The sequence below is a fragment of the Streptomyces sp. NPDC051636 genome (assembly GCF_044453765.1).
Lineage (GTDB): Bacteria > Actinomycetota > Actinomycetes > Streptomycetales > Streptomycetaceae > Streptomyces.
The window spans coordinates 384,589-403,386 of record NZ_JBITDA010000003.1; the positions used below are offsets into that span (position 1 = coordinate 384,589).

Sequence of the window (18,798 nt, forward strand, 5' to 3'; positions counted from 1 at the left end):
GGAGTCCCCGTGTCGCTGCCACCCCTGGTCGAGCCGGCCCCCGAGCTCACCGTAGACGAGGTCCGCAGGTACTCCCGCCACCTGATCATCCCCGACGTCGGGATGGACGGGCAGAAGCGGCTGAAGAACGCCAAGGTGCTCTGTGTGGGCGCCGGCGGCCTGGGCTCGCCGGCGCTGATGTACTTGGCCGCCGCGGGCGTCGGCACGCTCGGCATCGTGGAGTTCGACGAGGTCGACGAGTCGAACCTGCAGCGCCAGATCATCCACAGCCAGTCCGACATCGGCCGCTCCAAGGCCGCGTCCGCGCGCGAATCGGTCCTCGGCATCAACCCGTACGTGAACGTGATCCTTCACGAGGAGCGGCTCGAGGCCGACAACGTGATGGACATCTTCAGCCAGTACGACCTGATCGTCGACGGCACGGACAACTTCGCGACCCGCTACCTGGTCAACGACGCGTGCGTGCTGCTGAACAAGCCGTACGTGTGGGGTTCGATCTACCGCTTCGACGGCCAGGCCTCGGTCTTCTGGTCCGAGCACGGCCCCTGCTACCGCTGCCTCTACCCGGAGCCCCCGCCCCCCGGCATGGTCCCCTCCTGCGCCGAGGGCGGCGTCCTGGGCGTGCTGTGCGCGTCCATCGGGTCCATCCAGGTCAACGAGGCCATCAAGCTCCTCGCGGGCATCGGCGAGCCGCTGGTCGGCCGCCTGATGATCTACGACGCCCTGGAGATGCAGTACCGCCAGGTCAAGGTCCGCAAGGACCCGAACTGCGCGGTCTGCGGCGAGAACCCGACCGTCACCGAGCTCATCGACTACGAGGCCTTCTGCGGCGTCGTGTCCGAGGAGGCCCAGGAGGCGGCCGCCGGCTCCACGATCACTCCCAAGCAGCTCAAGGAGTGGATCGACGACGGCGAGAATATCGAGATCATCGACGTCCGCGAGCCGAACGAGTACGAGATCGTCTCCATCCCGGGCGCCCGGCTGATCCCGAAGAACGAGTTCCTCATGGGCACCGCCCTGGAGGGCCTCCCGCAGGACAAGAAGATCGTCCTGCACTGCAAGACGGGTGTCCGCAGCGCGGAGGTCCTGGCCGTGCTGAAGTCCGCGGGATTCGCGGACGCCGTGCACGTCGGCGGCGGTGTGATCGGCTGGGTCAACCAGATCGAGCCGCACAAGCCGGTGTACTGATCAGCCCGCTGGCTGACCAGCGAGACAGAAGAAGCCCACGGCTCCGACCGGTTCGGATGCCGTGGGCTTCTGTCATTGTCGGTCGGCGTCGGCTGTTCAAAAAGCACACCAGCCACACGTAACTGTGATTGGCGTATTGAGTGTTGGATCGGCTTTCACGCCCTGGCCAGCGAGGCGTGCGCCATTCGACAAGGGTCAAATCGGTAGTCTCCCTGGTTCTGGCACCTCACCCGAGAACCCTGGAGAAATCCCTTGATCACCGTCCACCGGCACGGCCGAAAGATCCACTTTCCTGACGTTCCCAACGCCACCGAGGTCCCCTACACCTACAAGGATTTCCAGACCGGTGGCTGGTACGAGGAACCCTTCCTGGAGCACATCCGACAGGCGGGGCGGCGCGGGGTCTACATCGACGCCGGGGCGCACATGGGCACCGCCACCGCGTGGTTCGCGATGCTGTGCCCGTCGTCCCACGTGCACGCGATCGAGCCCGTGACGCGGTTCGCGGACCAGATCGAGCGGGTCATCGAGGCGAATCAACTGGCCGAGCAGGTCACCCTGCACCGCGTCGGTGTGTCCGGTGAACCAGGCACCGCGACCAACCACCTGTCCCCCGAGCACCAAACCGGGTTCGACCCGGCGGGGGCACCGACCGCCCGCGACGAGACGTTCGCCGTGACCACGCTCGACAAGCTGATCCACGACCCTGTCGCGGTGATCAAGATCGACGTCGAAGGCATGGAAGACAGCGTGCTCAAAGGCGCGTCGCGGATTCTCTCCACGGACCGTCCGACGGTTTACACCGAGGCGTGGAACCGCGCCCGGCTACGCGATATCCAGCGCGTGCTCAAGCCGTTCGGCTACGGCCCGACCGGGCACGTGTTCAACGCGACTCCCGTCTACGAGTTCAGCACGTCCCCGACGGCCGGGGCGTCGGTCCATCTGGCCGCGCACCAGCTCTCGAACGTCACCCGCCGGACCCTGTGGAAGGCCGCGAAGCGGGCCGGCATCCGCTGAACGGGCCGTCGAATACGGCAAGAGGGCCCTCGCTGAGGCACTTCCACGCGTCCGTTCTGCTGGACATGGGGGAGAGCATCAAGGCTCTGTCCGAGTATCTCGTCCCGTGCGACCTGAATTGCCGGTGTACCGAGCTCCGGCTCGCCCTGCTCTGCTCGCTTCTCGGCGGGGGCTTCGCGCACCACGGGTACCCGGAGCCCCCGCCGTCGTCATGAGCAGACCTTGCCGTCCTTCGGCACGGTCCCGTTGAGCAGATAGGCGTCCACCGTCGAGTCGACGCAGTCGCTCCCGCGGCCGTACGCCACGTGCCCCTCGCCCTTCCAGGTGAGCTCGACGCCCACGCCCCGGCCCAGCTCGTCGGCCATCCTGCGGGTGCCCTCGTACGGCGTCGCCGGGTCGCCGGTGTTGCCGACCAGCAGGATCGGCGCCGCACGCGGCGCGCTCACCTCCGGCGTCTCGTACTGTCCGGCCACCGGCCAGCCGTGGCACCAGCCGGCCGCGTCCCAGCCCAGGAAGTCCCCGAAGACCGGTGATATCTTCTCGAACTCGGGCAGCAGCTTCTTCGTATCCTGGAGCGTGGGCCGCTCCTTGTCGTCCAAGCACGATATGACCCGTTGCGCGTGGGTCGTCGTGCCGTAGTGCCCCGAGGAGTCCCGGTCGTTGTACGCGTCGGCGAGCGACAGCAGCTCCGACCCGTCTCCCCGCTCCGCCGCCGCCAGGGCGCTGGTCAGCTCCGGCCAACGGGACTCGCTGTACAGAGGCAGGACGATGCCGGTGATGGCCAGCGTCTGCGTCAGTTTCCGTCCGGACGACGTGGACAGCGGCCTCGCGTCGATCCGCTTCAGCATGTTCGCGATCTTCCGCGACCCCTGCTTCGGGTCCTGGCCCCGGGATTTCAGGTAGTCGTCGAGGGCCCGCTGGAAGCCCCTCGCCTGGTTCTCGGCGTGGCCCACCGAGTCCGCGCTCGGGTCGACCACCGCGTCGAGGACCAGCCGTCCCACGCGCTGGGGGAACAAGTGGGCGTAGACGCCGCCCAGTTCGGTGCCGTAGGAGAAGCCGAAGTAGTGCGTCTTCGCGTCGCCGAGGACCTGGCGGATCAGGTCCATGTCGCGGGCGGTGTCGGTGGTCGAGACGTGAGCCATCAGTTTCCCGGCGGCCCGCTCGCAGCCGTTGCCGAAGTCGGTGGCGTCCTGGAAGTAGGTCTGTTCCTCGGCCGGGGTGTCGGGGGTGACGTCCACCACCTCGGCGGTCTGGATGTCCTTGTCGCTGCGGCAGCGGATGCCCTCGCTGGCCGCGACCCCGCGCGGGTCCCAGCTCACCAGGTCGTACCGCTCGTGCAGGGCGGACATGGTGGGCGCGAAGGCCGGCATCGTCGACACGCCCGAGCCGCCCGGCCCGCCGAAGTTGAACAGCAGCGAGCCGATGCGGTCGCCCCCGCCGGCCCTGGCCCGGATCAGCGCGAGGCCGATGGTGTCGCCCTCGGGCCTGCTCCAGTCGAGCGGCACCCTCAGCGTCGCGCACTGCCAGTCACCCCCAGGCGCCGGGGAGTCCTCGGTGGCCTTGCAGTGACCCCAGTCGAGCCGCTGCGACGTGAGTGCGGAGGGGAGACCTGCGGCGGATGTGCCGGTCGGCGACGCCGATGGCGTATCGGACCGCGCCTTCCCCTCCTCCCCGCCGCCGCCCGACGACCCGCCGCCGCACCCGGATACCAGCACCGCGGCGGCGACTGCGGCCGACCACCGTACGAAACGCGACATGCGCACCCCCCTTCCCATGCCCTCCGCGTCTGGGTCGCGGTGAGCGGTCAGGCCATATTAGGCGGATCTTCCCGAACCCGTTCCGGCCTGTGGATAACCCTTTGACCTGCGGTTTTCTGTGAAAAGTCCGAGGTGTCAGGAGCAGACGGTCCCGGCCGCGGGCACCTTCCCGTCCAGCAGATAGCCGTTCACCGCGTCCTGCACGCACTTGTTCTTGCTGTCGTACGCGCCGTGCCCCTGCCCCTTGTACGTCAGCTCGACGCCGACGCCCTTGCCGAGCGCGTCCACCATCTTCTTCGCGCCCTCGTACGGTGTCGCCGGGTCACCGGTGTTGCCGACGACGAGGATCGGTGCCGACCCGGGCGCGCGGACGTCGGGATGGTCGGCGGCGCCCGGCACGGCCCAGTCGGTGCAGGTGACCAGACCCCAGGCCAGGTAGTCCCCGAAAAGGGCGGAGGCGGCGCGGAAATCGGGCAGCTTCTGCTCGACGTAGGCAGCGCTGTAGCGCTGTTTCTCGTCGGAGCAGTTGATGGCGACGTTCGCCGCGGTGATGTTGCTGTACTCGCCGTTCTGGTCGCGGCCGTTCATCGAGTCGGAGAGCAGCAGCAGGATCTTGCCGTCGCCCTCGTACGCCTGCTGCAGGCCCTCGGTGAGGTACTCCCAGAAGTCCTTGGAGTACAGGGACTGCGCGATGCCGTTGGTCGCGGCGGTCTGGGTCAGCTCGCGGGGGAGGATGCCGGGGATCGGCTTGCGCTCCAGGTCCTTCAGCAGTCTGGCGATGCGGTCCTTGACGTCCTGCGGGGTGTCGCCGATGGGGCAGTCGGTGGTCTTGGAGGTGCAGTCCTCGGCGAAGTTGTCGAGCGCGAGCTGGAAGCCCTTGGCCTGCCCGAGCGAGCTCTGTTCGGGGTTCTGGCTGGGGTCGACGACCGCGTCGAGGACGGCGCGGCCGACGTTCCTGGGGAACAGGTGGGCGTAGACGCCGCCGAGTTCGGTGCCGTAGGAGATGCCGAAGTAGTGCAGCTTGGCGTCGCCGAGGACCTGGCGCATCAGGTCCATGTCGCGGGCGGCGTCCGTGGTGCGCACGTGCGGCAGGATCTTCTTGGAGTGCTTCTCGCAGGCCGCGTTGAACTGCTTGGCGCGGTTCAGGAGCTGGGTGCGCTCGGTGCTGTCGTCCGGCGTGGCGTCCTGCTGGAAGTACTCGTCGAGCTGCGCGTCGCTCTCGCACTCCACGGGGGCGCTGCGGCCCACTCCGCGCGGGTCGAAGCTCACCAGGTCGTAACGGGTGCGCAGCTTCGCGTAGTCCTCGCCGAACGCGGGCAGCGCGGTGACGCCACTGCCGCCCGGCCCGCCGAAGTTGAACACGAGCGAGCCGATCCGTTTGCTCGCCGCGCCGCTCGCCCTGGCCCGGATCAGCGCGAGACCGATGGTGTCGCCCTTGGGCTCGCTCCAGTCGAGGGGTGCCTTCAGCGTGGCGCACTGCCACTGGGTGCCGTCCGGCAGCGGCGACGGGGCGCTGCCGCCGCCCTCGGCCTCGGAGGGGGCCGGGCAGTCCTCCCAGTCGAGCTTCTGCCCGGTGAGATCCCCGTCCTTGGAGCCGTGGCTGCACCCCGCCAGCAGCGAGGACAGCAACACGGCGGAGGCCAGGACGGCGGCGGCTCGGATCCGGAACGGGTTCGGCATGTTCCCATCCTGCGGTCACGACCGGCGGGCCGCGCGGGGCACGGGCCGTACGAGGTACGGCCCGCCCACGGCTGTGACCTGCCCCGGAGCGTGCGGTTCGACCTGGCGGTTGCGCCTACAGCGCGCCCTTGCGCGTCAGGTGGTTGAAGGCGAGCCAGCCCGGCAGAACCGGCAGCCACAGCGTCAGCAGCCGGAACAGCAGGACGGCCGGTGCGGCGACCTCCTTGGGGAGGCCGACGGCGATCAGACCGACGGTCAGGGTGGCCTCGACCGCGCCGACGCCGCCCGGGGTGGGTGCCGCGGATCCGAGCGCGTTGCCGGCGAGGAAGACCACGGCGACGCTGGCGATGCTCAGCGAGGTCGAGTCGTCGCCGAACGCCCGGATCGACGCGTCGAGGCACATCACGAAGCAGGCGGTCAGCAGCAGCATGCCGCCGATGCCGGTGACCAGCTTCTGCGGCCGCTGCAGCACGTCCAGCATGCGCGGCACGACACCCGCGAACAGCGACCTCACGCGCGTGACAACGAATTTCCGCAGGAACGGCACCGAGGTCACCACGAGCACGAGCACCGCCACCGTCAGCAGACCGGCGATGACCGTCCGGGACGGCGACAGCGACGGGGTCTTCTCGGTGCCGGTCAGATAGCCGAAGGACAGCAGCATCAGGATGTGGCAGCCGAGCCCGAACAACTGCGAGGCGCCGACGCTCGCCACCGCGAGCCCGGGGCGCACGCCCGCGCGCTGCAGGAAGCGCGTGTTGAGGGCGACACCGCCGACCGCGGCCGGCGCGACGATCTTCACGAACGACCCCGCGACCTGCGCGCCCACGGTCCGCAGGAACGGCACCCGCTCGGGCACGAACCCCAGCAGGGCCATCGCCGCGGCGAAGTAGCTGCCCGCCGAGAACACCACGGCCGCGACGACCCAGCCCCACTGGGCATTGGCGACAAGCGGGCCGAACTCGATGTGCGTGAGCTGAGTCAGCAGGAAGTACGCGCCGATGGCGCCGGCGATGAAACTGATCAGCGTGCGCGGCCGCACCCGCTCCAGCCGGGCCGGCTCCACGGGCGCCTGCGGCCTGATCCGCAGCACCTGGTGCCGGATCTGCGTCAGCAGATCCTCCTCCCGCGCCTCCTCCAGTGCCTCGTCGATGGCCCGCTTCTCGGCCCGCTGCTCGGCGCGCACGGTTTTCTTGTCGGGCTTCTCGAGTACGGGTCTGGTGTCGTCCGGGGCTTCCTCCAGGCGGGCCTGTTTGGCCTGCCGGGACGCCTCGAGGACCGCGTCGCGCTCGCGCTCGGCCCGTTCCCGGGCCAGCTTTCGCAGCGTCGCGCGTGTGGAGCGGGTCAACGCGATCGGCTGGAGCATCGGCAGGCAGTCGGCGACCGCGTCGGGGCCGAGGACGCCGACCGCGGAGGCCACCGCCCGCTCCGCGCCCACCCGCAGGCCGAGCGTGGTGACCAACTGGGCGACGTCCATGCGCAGCAGCAGGTCACCGGCCGCGATCTCGCCGCCGCGCAGGTCGGTCAGGATCACCGTGCCGGAACGATCCACCAGAATCGCGTCGCCCGCCAGCCTGCGGTGCGCGATGCGCCGGGACTGCAGCGCCTGCACCTGGAGCCAGGTGCTGCGCAGCAGATCGTCGGTGATCTCGTCGTCGGACAGCGAGTCGAGTGTGCGCCCGCCGGTGTGCTCGTAGACGAGCATCACGGCGTCCGGGCCCAGCTCCGAGGTGGCGATCAGCTTGGGCGCGTTGGCACCCGCCGCGATCGCCGCGTACGCGAGCAGCGCCTCCTGTTCCAGCGCCTGGCGCAGCGACTGGAGGCTGGAGCGGGTGGCGAAGCCGCGCAGGGTGAGGTTGCGCCACGCGCGGTAGAAGAAGCCCTGGGCCTGCTGCTCCCGGTCGACGACGGTGACGTCCAGTGGCGGGCCGTCCTCCAGGGTGACGAAGTAGCGCCGGCCGCGGTCTCCGTTCTCGGCGTCCGGGGCTTCCTCGCGGGCCGCGCTGACCGGGTGGAAGCCGACGTGCCGCAGCCCCGCCATCAGGGTCTGGCCGGTGGGCCGGACGTTGGGGGAGCCGACCGCGTACAGCGTGCCGTAGGCCACGGTCCAGCCGATCAGCACCGTCAGGATGATCGAGAACGGTGTCGTGTAGCCGGTGACCAGCATGGAGAAGGCGTCGAGCAGCAGAACGATCCACAGCACCGCGCGCCAGCGGGGCCGCCGGGACATGCCGACGGCCGTCATGTAGGCGATGACGGGCGCGAGGTAGCCGTGCACGGGGTCGGTCAGGGCGTGGATGTCACCGGGCGAGGGCTGGGTGAGCGCCTCCTGGATGGAGCCCGGGGCGGCCCGGGCGACCCACAGGTCGGTGGCGAGTGTCACACCGTGTGCGAGGACCGCGGCCAGCACACCGTCGGCGATGCGCAGTCCGTCCCGTTTGATCAGCCGTTCGATCGCGAACGCGACCGGCACCAGGAGGATCGCGATGCTCGAGGCCAGTCCGGCGATCCTGATCAGCAGGTCGGGCGCCTGCCCGGTGCCCTTGTTGATGTCCTGTTCGAGCCCCGAGGTGGTCCCGTGCGCGAACGCGGCGATCGCCAGCAGTACGGCGACGGCGAGCACGCCCACCAGCAGCCGCATCAGGTCGGAAGGGCGGTGCACGCGCGCGGGGAGCAGAGGTTCGTCGCCCTCGACGGCGTCGGCGTGCACCTCCTCAGCGCGGTCGGTGCCGGACGCCGCGTCCTCGTCGGGCCGCCGTGTGTCCTTGGGACGGGAGCTCTTCCCGCGTGCTTCGGCGGTGTCCGGGCGCGACGCCGCGGCAGAGGTGCCCTCCGCGCCTTCGGGGTGCACGCCCTGCTGCTTCATCGTCTCTTCTTGATCTCGTATCACCAGTCACCGCCCGCACGATGGTGGCATGCCGCACCGACACACGGGGGCGTCAGGGTGCAAATGCGGGGGCGCACAGTCTGTCCCAGGCGCCGCCGAAGGGCGAGGGAGCGTCCCGCTGCCGCCCGCGTCCCGTTGTCGGTGGGGTGCGGCAGGATGGGGCGAATGAGCGAGCAGAGGCTTCCGGAGGACACCCGCGCGGGGTACGCGGACGCGCTGCCGGAGTACGCCGAGCGGGTCCTGGACGTCGCCGAGCGGATTCCGCCGGGGCGGGTCATGACGTACGGGGACGTCGCGGAGTGGCTCCAGGAGGGCGGCCCGCGCCAGGTGGGCCGGGTGATGGCTCTCTACGGGGGAGCCGTCCCGTGGTGGCGGGTCGTCCGCGCGGACGGCGTCCTGCTCCCCGGCCACGAGCCGCGCGCGCTCGACCGCTACCGCGCGGAGGGCACCCCGCTGAAGGAGGCGGGCGGAGCGGCCGAGGGGCACCTGCCCCGCCTCGACATGAGGCGGGCCCGGTGGGACGGCGACGAGGGCGCGGAGGGTCACACCTGACAGCTTCCGCCATCGGACGCCCCCAGGGGGAGCCTGTGGCCCGTACGGGGGAAACGCGGCACGTCCGTGGCATGACGTACGTTCGTGAGTGGTGGGACAGGCGTGGCGTGAGCGCAGCGAGGGAAGAACCGGAAGCCCTGCTTCCGTCCCGTTCACCGGCGTAGCGTCGGCTGCGCGTGTCCCCCTCACCCCGCGGCCACCGTCACGCACGCGCGACCGCCCGCCAACCAGCACACCCACCAGGACCGGCGAACCACGTGAGCTCCTCTTCCTCCACCAAGCGCCTGCCGCACCCCCCGGTGCGGCAGGGGAACCGTGGCGCTTACCGACTGGTGCGTACCCCGCCGGCCGAGCCGGATCCCCCTCGTCTGGACGCCGCACAGCGCGCGGTGGTTGCCCACCGGGCCGGCCCGCTGCTCGTTCTCGCAGGTCCCGGCACCGGCAAGACCACCACGCTCGTCGAGTCCGTGGCCGCGCGGATCGCCCGCGGCGGGGACCCCGAGCGGATCCTGGTGCTGACGTTCAGCCGCAAGGCGGCCGTAGACCTGCGTGACCGCATGGCCCTGCGCACAGGGGCGGCCCGCGCCCCCCGGGCGACCACCTTCCACTCGTACTGCTACGCCCTGGTCCGCGCCCACCAGGACAGCGACCTGTTCGTGGAGCCGCTGCGGCTGCTCTCCGGCCCCGAGCAGGACGTGACCGTCCGCGAGCTGCTCGCGGGCCAGCCGGAGCTGGAGCGGCTCGGCCTCACGTACGTGCGCTGGCCGGACGAACTGCGCGCCTGCCTGACCACCCGGGGCTTCGCCGACGAGGTTCGCGCGGTCCTCGCCCGCAGCCGCGAGCTGGGCCTGGGCCCCGACGCCCTGAACGCCTTCGCCCGTCGCATCGGCCGCCCCGACTGGCAGGCCGCGGCCGCCTTCCTCGCCGAGTACCTCGACGTCATCGACCTGCAAGGAGTGCTGGACTACGCCGAACTCGTCCACCGCGCGGTGCTCCTCGCCCGCCGCCCGGAGGTCGCCGCCCGGCTCGCCGCCCAGTACGACGCCGTGTACGTCGACGAGTACCAGGACACCGACCCGGCCCAGGTACGCCTGCTGCACGCCCTGGCCGGCGGGGGCCGCACCCTGGTCGCCTTCGGCGACCCCGACCAGTCGATCTACGCGTTCCGGGGCGCCGACGTGAACGGCATCCTGGACTTCCCGCAGGCCTTCCCGCGCGCGGACGGCCGCCCCGCCCCCGTGGAGGTCCTGCGCACCTCCCGCCGCTCCGGCGCCGCCCTGCTCGCCGCGACCCGCCTGCTGACCCAGCGCATGCCGCTGACCCGCCTCCCCGCCGACAAGGTGCGCGCCCACCGAGAGCTGACCCCGGTACGGGACGGAGGCCGCGTCGAGGTCTACACGTACCCCACGCCCGGTACGGAGCTGGACAACATCGCCGACATCCTCCGCCGGGCTCACCTGGAGGACGGCGTGCCCTGGGGCGACATGGCCGTCCTGGTACGCGCCGGTTCCCGCACGATCCCGACGGTCCGCCGCGCCCTCACGGCGGCCGGCGTCCCTTTGGACATCGACGGCGACGACCTCCCCCTGCGCCACGAACCGGCGGTGGCACCGCTGCTGACGGCACTCAAGGCGGTCGCCTCGGCGGAGGCCGCCGGGCACCCCGACCCGGACTCCGAAGAGGCCACCCGGACCCCCTGCTGGCTCGGCACCGAGACGGCCCTGACGCTGCTCGCCTCCCCCCTCGCCGGCATGGACACCGCCGACCTGCGCCGCCTCGGCCGCGCCCTGCGCGAGGAGGAGCGGGCGGCCGGCAACCCGCTGCCGCCGCCCTCGGACGAGCTGCTCGCGCGGGCGCTCGCCGAACCGGAGCGCCTGGTCGCGCACGACCCCGGGTACGCGCGCGGGGCGCAGCGCCTCGGCGCGCTGCTCAGGAAGGCCCGGGAGCGCCTGGCGGGCGGCGGTACGGCCGAGGAGGCACTGTGGGACCTGTGGGAGGGCACGCCATGGTCCACCCGCCTGGAGCGGGCTGCCCGGCGCGGCGGCGCGGCCGGCCGCAACGCCGACCGTGACCTGGACGCGGTGTGCGCGCTGTTCGCCACCGCCGCGCGCGCGGAGGAGCGCACCGGCGGCCGGGGCGCCCTCAACTTCCTGGAGGAGATCGAGGCCGAGGACATCGCCGCCGACACGCTGACCCGGCGCGCGGTACGGCCCGACGCCGTACGCCTGATGACCGCGCACCGCTCCAAGGGCCTTGAGTGGCGCCTCGTCGTCGTCGCCGGTGTCCAGGAGGGGCTGTGGCCGGACCTGCGCCGCCGCGGCTCCCTGCTGGAGGCCGACCGCATCGGCCGCGACGGACTCGCCGAACCCCTCACCCCGGGGGCGCTGCTCGCCGAGGAGCGCCGCCTGTTCTACGTGGCCGCCACGCGCGCGCGTGAACGCCTCGTCGTCACCGCGGTGAAGGCGCCCGCGGACGACGGCGATCAGCCCTCCCGGTTCCTCACCGAACTGGGCGTCCAAGCCCAGGACGTCACCGGCCGCCCGCGCCGCCCGCTGTCCGTGGCCGCACTCGTCGCCGAACTGCGCGCCACGACGGTCGACCCGCGCGCGTCCGCCGCACTGCGGGAGGCCGCCGCCCGCCGCCTGGCCCGGCTCGCCGCCCTCGCCGACGAGGACGGCCGCCCGCTGGTCCCCTCGGCGCACCCGTATCGCTGGTGGGGCATGTTCGAGCCGACCGAGAGCAAGGTGCCCCTGCGCAGCCGCGACCAGCCGGTCGTGCTGTCCGGCAGCGCCCTCGACCAGCTCGCCAACACCTGCGCCCTCCAGTGGTTCCTGGGCCGCGAGGTGATGGCCGACGCGCCCGCCACCGCCGCGCAGGGCTTCGGCAACGTCGTTCACGTCCTGGCCGACGAGGTCGCCTCCGGGCGCACCCCCGCCGACCTGGACGTCCTCATGGAGCGCCTGGAGTCCGTGTGGAACGCGCTCGCCTTCGACGCGCCCTGGAAGTCGGCGCAGGAGAAGGAGCACGCGCGCGTGGCGCTCGAACGCTTCCTGAGATGGCATGTGCTGGACCGCACCGGGCGTACGCCGGTGGCGAGCGAGCACGACTTCGACGTCACCCTCGAAGCGGGCGACTACGAGGTGCGCATCCGCGGCCAGATGGACCGGGTCGAGGCGGACGGCGAGGGCCGGGCCTACGTCGTCGACTTCAAGACCGGCAAGCAGGCGCCGACCGCCCGCGAGGTGGAGCGGCACCCGCAGCTGGCCGTCTACCAGCTCGCCGTCCGCGAGGGCGCCGTGGACGACGCCTTCGACGGCGTACGGCCCAAGCCCGGCGGCGCCGAACTGGTCCACCTCAGGCAGGGCGCCGCCAAGCGGGACGGCGGCGAGATCCTGCCCAAGGTGCAGGCCCAGGAGCCGCTGGAGGGGGAGTGGGCCGGCGAGCTGCTGGCCAACGCCGCCGGGAAGGTCCTCGATGAACGGTTCACGCCGAGCACGGGCCAGCACTGCACGCACTGCGCGTTCCGGGCGTCGTGCAGCGCTCGGCCGGAGGGACGGCACGTGGTCGAGTGACTGGTGTGATACACCGCACCACCCCTGCTGACCTGCGCTCCCACCGCCTCGGGTGCTGATCCGGCACCGGTTGTCAGTGGCCGCCGCTAGCCTCTCTTGGGTGCCCGCCCGTATCACCGACCCCGAGCAGCTCAAGGAGCTCCTCGGTATCCCTTTCACTCCGGAGCAGACGGCCTGCATCACCGCACCGCCCGCCCCGCAGGTGATCGTGGCCGGAGCCGGTTCCGGCAAGACCACGGTGATGGCCGCACGCGTGGTGTGGCTCGTCGGCACCGGCCAGGTCGCCCCCGAACAGGTCCTCGGCCTGACCTTCACCAACAAGGCCGCCGGCGAACTCGCCGAACGCGTCCGCAAGGCCCTGGTCCGGGCTGGCGTCACCGACCCCGACCTCATCGACCCCGACAACCCGCCCGGCGAGCCGGTGATCTCCACCTACCACGCCTTCGCCGGCCGCCTGCTCACCGACCACGGCCTGCGCATCGGGCTGGAACCGACCTCCCGCCTGCTCGCCGACGCCACCCGCTACCAGCTCGCCGCGCGCGTGCTGCGCGAGGCGCCCGGCCCCTACCCGGCACTGACCCGCTCCTTCGCCGACCTCGTCAGCGACCTCCTCGTCCTCGACGCCGAGCTCGCCGAACACCTCGTACGCCCCGAGGACCTGCGCGCCTGGGACGCCGACCTGCTGCGCACCCTCGAAGGCGTCAAGCTGACCAACGCCGACCTGCGCAAGGTCCCCGAGACGGCCGCCGCCCGGCGCGAACTCGCCGAGCTGGTGCTGCGCTACCGGGCCGCCAAGCGGGAACGGGATCTGCTCGACTTCGGCGACCAGATCGCCCTCTCCGCGGCCCTCGCCCGGATCCCCGAAGTGGGCCGCGCCCTGCGCGAGGAGTTCCGCGTGGTGCTCCTCGACGAGTACCAGGACACCTCGGTGGCTCAGCGCGTCCTGCTCGCGGGCCTGTTCGGCGGCGGCACCGGCCACCCGGTGACCGCCGTCGGCGACCCCTGCCAGGCCATCTACGGGTGGCGCGGCGCCTCCGTGGCCAACCTCGACGACTTCCCCGAGCACTTCGCGCACGCCGACGGCAGCCCCGCCACCCGCCAGGCGCTCAGCGAGAACCGCCGCAGCGGCGGCCGCCTCCTCGACCTCGCCAACGGCCTCGCCGAGCCCCTTCGCGCCATGCACGCGGGCGTGGAGGCCCTCCGCCCGGCCCCCGGCGCCGAGCGGGACGGCACGGTCCGCTGCGCCCTGCTGCGCACCCACGCCGAGGAGATCGACTGGGTCGCCGACACCGTCGCCCACCTCGTCCGCACCGGGAAGGCGCCCGGCGAGATCGCCGTCCTGTGCCGTACGGCGACCGACTTCGCGACCATCCAGGGCGCCCTGGTCGCCCGGGACGTCCCCGTCGAGGTCGTCGGCCTCTCGGGGCTGCTGCACCTGCCCGAGGTCGCCGACCTCGTCGCCGTCTGCGAGGTGCTCCAGGACCCGGGCGCCAACGCCTCCCTGGTCCGCCTGCTGACCGGCCCGCGCTGGCGCATCGGCCCCCGCGACCTCGCCCTGCTGGGGCGGCGCGCCCGCCTGCTCGTGGCCCACGCGCGCGGGGGTGCCGACGACGACCCGGACCGCAGGCTCGCCGAGGCCGTCGAGGGCGTCGACCCGTCCGAGGTGATATCGCTCGCGGACGCGCTCGACACGTTCCTCGAATCGCCTGTGGAGGACACCGGGGACGACGACGGACTGCCCTTCTCCCCGGACGCGCGCGTGCGGTTCGCGCGCCTGGCCGCCGAGCTGCGCGAGCTGCGCCGCTCACTGGCCGACCCGCTGATGGACGTCCTGCACCGCGTCCTCGCCGTCACCGGCCTGGAGGTCGAGCTGTCGGCGTCCCCGCACGCCCTCGCCGTCCGCCGCCGCGAGACCCTGTCCAACTTCCTGGACGTCGCCGCGTCCTTCACCGCGAACGAGAGCGAGGCCACCCTGCTGGCCTTCCTCGGCTTCCTGCGCACCGCCGCCCAGTACGAAAAGGGCCTCGACAACGCCCTGCCCGGCGGCGAGAACACCGTCAAGGTGCTCACCGCGCACAAGTCCAAGGGCCTGGAGTGGGACGTCGTCGCCGTCCCCGGCCTGGTCACCGGCACCTTCCCCAGCAGTCAGGGCCGCGAGAAGTGGACCACCCAGGCGAAGGTGCTGCCGCACGGGCTGCGCGGCGACGCCGGCACCCTGCCCGATGTCGAGACCTGGGACTCCCGGGGCATGAAGGCCTTCCACGAGGCCATGAAGGACCACCAGCACACCGAGGAACTCCGCCTCGGCTACGTCACCTTCACCCGTCCCCGCTCCCTGCTCCTGGGCTCCGGCCACTGGTGGGGTCCCAACCAGAAGAAGCCCCGGGGCCCGTCCGGCTTCCTCATGGCCCTGTACGACCACTGCGCCGCCGGCCACGGCGAGATCGAGGCGTGGGCGGACGAGCCGGAGGAGGACGAGGAGAACCCGGCACTGCACGCCGCGACCGCCGACCAGACCTGGCCGCTGCCCCTGGACGCCGCCGCCCTGACCCGCCGCCGCGCGGCCGCCGAGACCGTCCTCGCCCACCTCGAGACCCTCGCCGCCCAGGAGGACGGCCACCCGGCGGCCACGCACGACCCCGGCGCCCACGACGACCCGGAGTGGCCCGCGCCGCCGGAGGACGAAGACCTTCCGTACGGCGAGGAGGCCTCCTCCGACGCAGCACCCCCGTACGAGGAAGCCGACCCCTTCGCCGACGACCCGGCCGACTGGGACGCATGGACCGCCGACCGGCCGACCGTCCCGCACCAGGCGACCGCGCCGGAGCCACCCGCCGCCCGCCCCCGCCCCGGCGAACCGGAGGACGCAGCTCCCCTCACCCCCGAGGAGGCCCGCACCCTCGCCTCCTGGGACCGGGACCTCGACGCTCTCGCCCGGGAGCTCCTGCGCGCCCGGCAGAGCACCACGGACGTCCCCCTGCCGACCACGCTCACCGCGTCCCAGCTGCTGCGGCTGACCGCCGACCCGGACGGGTTCGCGCAGGAACTCGCGCGCCCCATGCCGCGCCCCCCGCAACCGGCCGCGCGCCGGGGCACCCGGTTCCACGCCTGGGTGGAAGCCCGCTTCGAAGAGCTGACGCTGCCCATGCTCGAACCAGAAGAGCTGCCCGGCGGTGAGGCGGAGATCGCCGACGAACGCGACCTCGAAGCCCTCAAGGACGCCTTCGAACGCACCGAGTACGCACACCGCACGCCCTACCGCGTCGAGGCTCCCTTCCAGCTCGCCCTCGCCGGCCGCGTCGTACGGGGCCGTATCGACGCCGTCTACAAAAACGGCGACGGCGCGGAGACGACGTACGAGATCGTCGACTGGAAGACCGGCCGCGACCGCACCGCCGACCCGCTCCAGCTCGCCGTCTACCGGCTCGCCTGGGCCGAGCAGCAGGGCGTGCCGCTGGAGGCGGTCACGGCCGGGTTCCTGTACGTACGCAGCGGCGAGGTCGTACGGCACGAGCACCTGCCCGGCCGGGAAGAGCTGGAGAGGCTGCTCCTCGGGCAGGCGGAGTGTGACGAACCGCCCGCCGAGGATGCCGGTGCGGGCCGATAGGCTCGTGCGCATGAGCCAGACCCCGGACAGCGCGGTCCGCATGTACATCGAGCAGCACCGCGCCGCCTTCCTCGACGACCTCGCCGAGTGGCTGCGCATCCCCTCCGTGTCGGCCCAGCCCGACCACGCGACCGATGTACGGCGCAGCGCCGACTGGCTCGCCGCCAAGCTCAAGGAGACCGGTTTTCCCACCGCCGAGGTCTGGGAGACCCCGGGCGCCCCGGCCGTCTTCGCGGAGTGGCCCGCCGATGACGCCGGGGCACCGACCGTCCTGGTCTACGGCCACCACGACGTCCAGCCCGCCGCCCGCGAGGACGGCTGGGACAGCGAGCCCTTCGAGCCCGTCGTCCGGGACAACCGCCTCTACGCGCGCGGGGCGGCCGACGACAAGGGCCAGGTGTTCTTCCACACACTCGGCGTCCGCGCCCACCTCGCCACCACCGGCCGCACCGCCCCCGCCGTGCACCTGAAGCTGCTGATCGAGGGCGAGGAGGAGTCCGGCTCCCCGCACTTCCGCGCTCTCGTCGAGGAGCACGCGGACCGCCTCGCCGCCGACGCGGTGATCGTCTCCGACACCGGCATGTGGTCCGAGGAAACCCCCACCGTGTGCACCGGCATGCGCGGTCTCGCCGAGTGCGAGATCCACCTCTACGGCCCCGACCAGGACATCCACTCCGGCTCCTTCGGCGGCGCCGTACCCAACCCCGCGACCGCAGCCGCCCGCCTGGTCGCCGCGCTGCACGACGAGCACGCGCGCGTGGCGGTCCCCGGCTTCTACGACGGCATCGTCGAACTCACCGACCGCGAGCGCGCGCTCTTCGCCGGCCTGCCCTTCGACGAGGAGCGGTGGCTGCGCACCGCCAAGTCGTACGCCACCCACGGCGAGGCCGGACACACCACGCTGGAGCGCGTCTGGGCCCGCCCCACCGCCGAGGTCAACGGCATCGGCGGCGGCTACCAGGGCCCCGGCAGCAAGACGGTCATCCCTTCCTCGGCCATGGTGAAGCTCTCCTTCCGGCTGGTCGCCGGGCAGGACCCCGGCCATGTCGAGAAGGCCGTCCGCGCCTGGGCCGCCGACCAGGTGCCCGCCGGCATCCGGCACGAGATCACCTTCGGCGCGGCCACCCGCCCGTGCCTGACCCCTCTCGACCACCCCGCCCTGCAGTCCGTCGTCCGTGCCATGGGCCGCGCCTTCCAGCAGCCGGTGCTCTTCACCCGCGAAGGCGGCTCCGGACCCGCCGCCGACCTCCAGGAGGTCCTCGGCGCACCCGTGCTCTTCCTGGGCATCTCCGTCCCCTCCGACGGCTGGCACGCCCCGAACGAGAAGGTCGAGCTCGACCTGCTTCTCAAGGGTGTCGAGACCAGCGCGTACCTGTGGGGCGACCTCGCCGAGCGCTGGCGTCATGCGCCCTGACCGGCCCGCGCCGTCCGGAGCCGCCCCGCGCGCGGGGCACACTGGAAGGCCGCCCTCCAGGCCCGGTCGCCGCCCGATCCGGTCCTCTCCTGCCGTACGTCCCGCTGCACCGCCCGCCGAAACACATCCGTTCCACCGGGGGAGTTGGAAGCACCCGTGACCACCTGGACCGACCACACCGCCGACCGACCCATCTCGCTCACCGCCCCGAGCGGCATCGACCGGGCCGCCCACCACCGGCTCGACGAGGCCTGGCTCGCGGCGGCGTGGAGCCACCCCACGACCCGCTGTTTCGTGGTCTCCGGCGGCCAGGTCCTCATCGACGAGACACCGGACGGCCGGACCGAACTCGTCATGACCCCCTCCTTCGAGGCCCCGCTCACCGAGGCACACCGCTACTTCCTCGGCATCGACGAGGACGGTGTCAGCTACTTCGCCCTCCAGAAGGACTCGCTGCCCGGCCGCATCGACCAGTCCGCGCGCCCGGCGGGCCTGCGTGAGGCGGGCCTGTTGCTCTCGCCGCGCGACGCGGGCCTCATGGTGCACGCGGTCGGCCTGGAGAACTGGCAGCGCACCCACCGCTTCTGCTCCCGCTGCGGCGAGCGCACGGTCATCGCCGCCGCAGGCCACATCCGCCGCTGCCCGGCCTGCGGCGCCGAGCACTACCCGCGCACCGACCCCGCCGTGATCATGGCCGTCACCGACGAGGACGACCGCATCCTGCTCGGCCGTCAGGTCCACTGGCCCGAGGGCCGTTTCTCCACGCTCGCCGGCTTCGTCGAACCCGGTGAGTCCATCGAGCAGTCGGTGCGCCGGGAGGTCCAGGAGGAGGTCGGCATCACCGTCGGCGAGGTCGAGTACGTCGCCAGCCAGCCCTGGCCCTTCCCGTCCAGCCTCATGCTGGGCTTCATGGCCCGCGCCACCTCGACCGACATCGACGTCGACGGCGACGAGATCCACGAGGCCCGCTGGTTCTCCCGCGAAGAACTGCGCGCCGCCTTCGAATCCGGCGAGGTGCTGCCGCCGTACGGCATCTCCATCGCCGCCCGCCTGATTGAGCTCTGGTACGGCAAGCCGCTGCCGACGCGGAGCTTCCTGTGAAGTCACGGCACTTGAAAGGGCGG

10 protein-coding genes are annotated in these 18,798 nt (G+C 72.2%); 7 read left to right on the plus strand and 3 right to left on the minus strand.

The window, feature by feature from the left end:
- Positions 1 to 9 precede the first annotated feature (9 nt).
- Together moeZ and ACIBBH_RS08790 are read left to right on the plus strand one after the other, a co-directional pair.
- Positions 10 to 1,188 carry an adenylyltransferase/sulfurtransferase MoeZ gene (gene moeZ / locus ACIBBH_RS08785; RefSeq protein ID WP_399403380.1) on the plus strand — a complete coding sequence of 393 codons (1,179 nt, stop codon included), beginning with the start codon at positions 10 to 12 and terminating at the stop codon, positions 1,186 to 1,188.
- Positions 1,189 to 1,440: 252 nt separating this feature from the next.
- Positions 1,441 to 2,205, plus strand: coding sequence for an FkbM family methyltransferase (locus ACIBBH_RS08790; RefSeq protein ID WP_399403382.1), 765 nt, complete (start codon positions 1,441 to 1,443; stop codon positions 2,203 to 2,205).
- A 209-nt stretch (positions 2,206 to 2,414) separates the two neighbouring features.
- On the opposite strand, the gene ACIBBH_RS08795 is transcribed toward ACIBBH_RS08790, so the two are convergent.
- The 3 genes from ACIBBH_RS08795 to ACIBBH_RS08805 form a co-directional block, all read right to left on the minus strand.
- Positions 2,415 to 3,962: an alpha/beta hydrolase gene (locus ACIBBH_RS08795; RefSeq protein WP_399403384.1), complete on the minus strand. Its 1,548-nt coding sequence runs from the start codon at positions 3,960 to 3,962 to the stop codon at positions 2,415 to 2,417.
- 135 nt (positions 3,963 to 4,097) lie between these two features.
- Entirely contained in the window at positions 4,098 to 5,642 is a 1,545-nt protein-coding gene (locus ACIBBH_RS08800; protein WP_399403386.1) for an alpha/beta hydrolase, read from the minus strand.
- A gap of 115 nt (positions 5,643 to 5,757) precedes the next feature.
- Positions 5,758 to 8,508 carry a lysylphosphatidylglycerol synthase domain-containing protein gene (locus ACIBBH_RS08805; protein ID WP_399403388.1) on the minus strand — a complete coding sequence of 917 codons (2,751 nt, stop codon included), beginning with the start codon at positions 8,506 to 8,508 and terminating at the stop codon, positions 5,758 to 5,760.
- A 186-nt stretch (positions 8,509 to 8,694) separates the two neighbouring features.
- Between ACIBBH_RS08805 and ACIBBH_RS08810 the strand changes: the two genes are divergently transcribed.
- From ACIBBH_RS08810 to nudC, 5 genes are all read left to right on the plus strand, one after another.
- A complete protein-coding gene (locus ACIBBH_RS08810) occupies positions 8,695 to 9,081 on the plus strand; it encodes an MGMT family protein (RefSeq protein ID WP_399403390.1) in 387 nt (128 codons plus the stop codon).
- 257 nt (positions 9,082 to 9,338) lie between these two features.
- Positions 9,339 to 12,653: an ATP-dependent helicase gene (locus ACIBBH_RS08815; protein WP_399403392.1), complete on the plus strand. Its 3,315-nt coding sequence runs from the start codon at positions 9,339 to 9,341 to the stop codon at positions 12,651 to 12,653.
- Between the two features lie 100 nt (positions 12,654 to 12,753).
- The gene (locus tag ACIBBH_RS08820; RefSeq protein ID WP_399403394.1) at positions 12,754 to 16,260 is read left to right on the plus strand and encodes a UvrD-helicase domain-containing protein; all 3,507 of its coding nucleotides are present in this window, start codon (positions 12,754 to 12,756) and stop codon (positions 16,258 to 16,260) included.
- Positions 16,261 to 16,270: 10 nt separating this feature from the next.
- Positions 16,271 to 17,674 carry a dipeptidase gene (locus ACIBBH_RS08825; RefSeq protein WP_399403396.1) on the plus strand — a complete coding sequence of 468 codons (1,404 nt, stop codon included), beginning with the start codon at positions 16,271 to 16,273 and terminating at the stop codon, positions 17,672 to 17,674.
- A gap of 156 nt (positions 17,675 to 17,830) precedes the next feature.
- Positions 17,831 to 18,775 (plus strand): NAD(+) diphosphatase, encoded by a 945-nt coding sequence (nudC, locus tag ACIBBH_RS08830; protein ID WP_399403398.1) that lies wholly within the window; start codon positions 17,831 to 17,833, stop codon positions 18,773 to 18,775.
- The last annotated feature ends 23 nt before the right edge of the window (positions 18,776 to 18,798 follow it).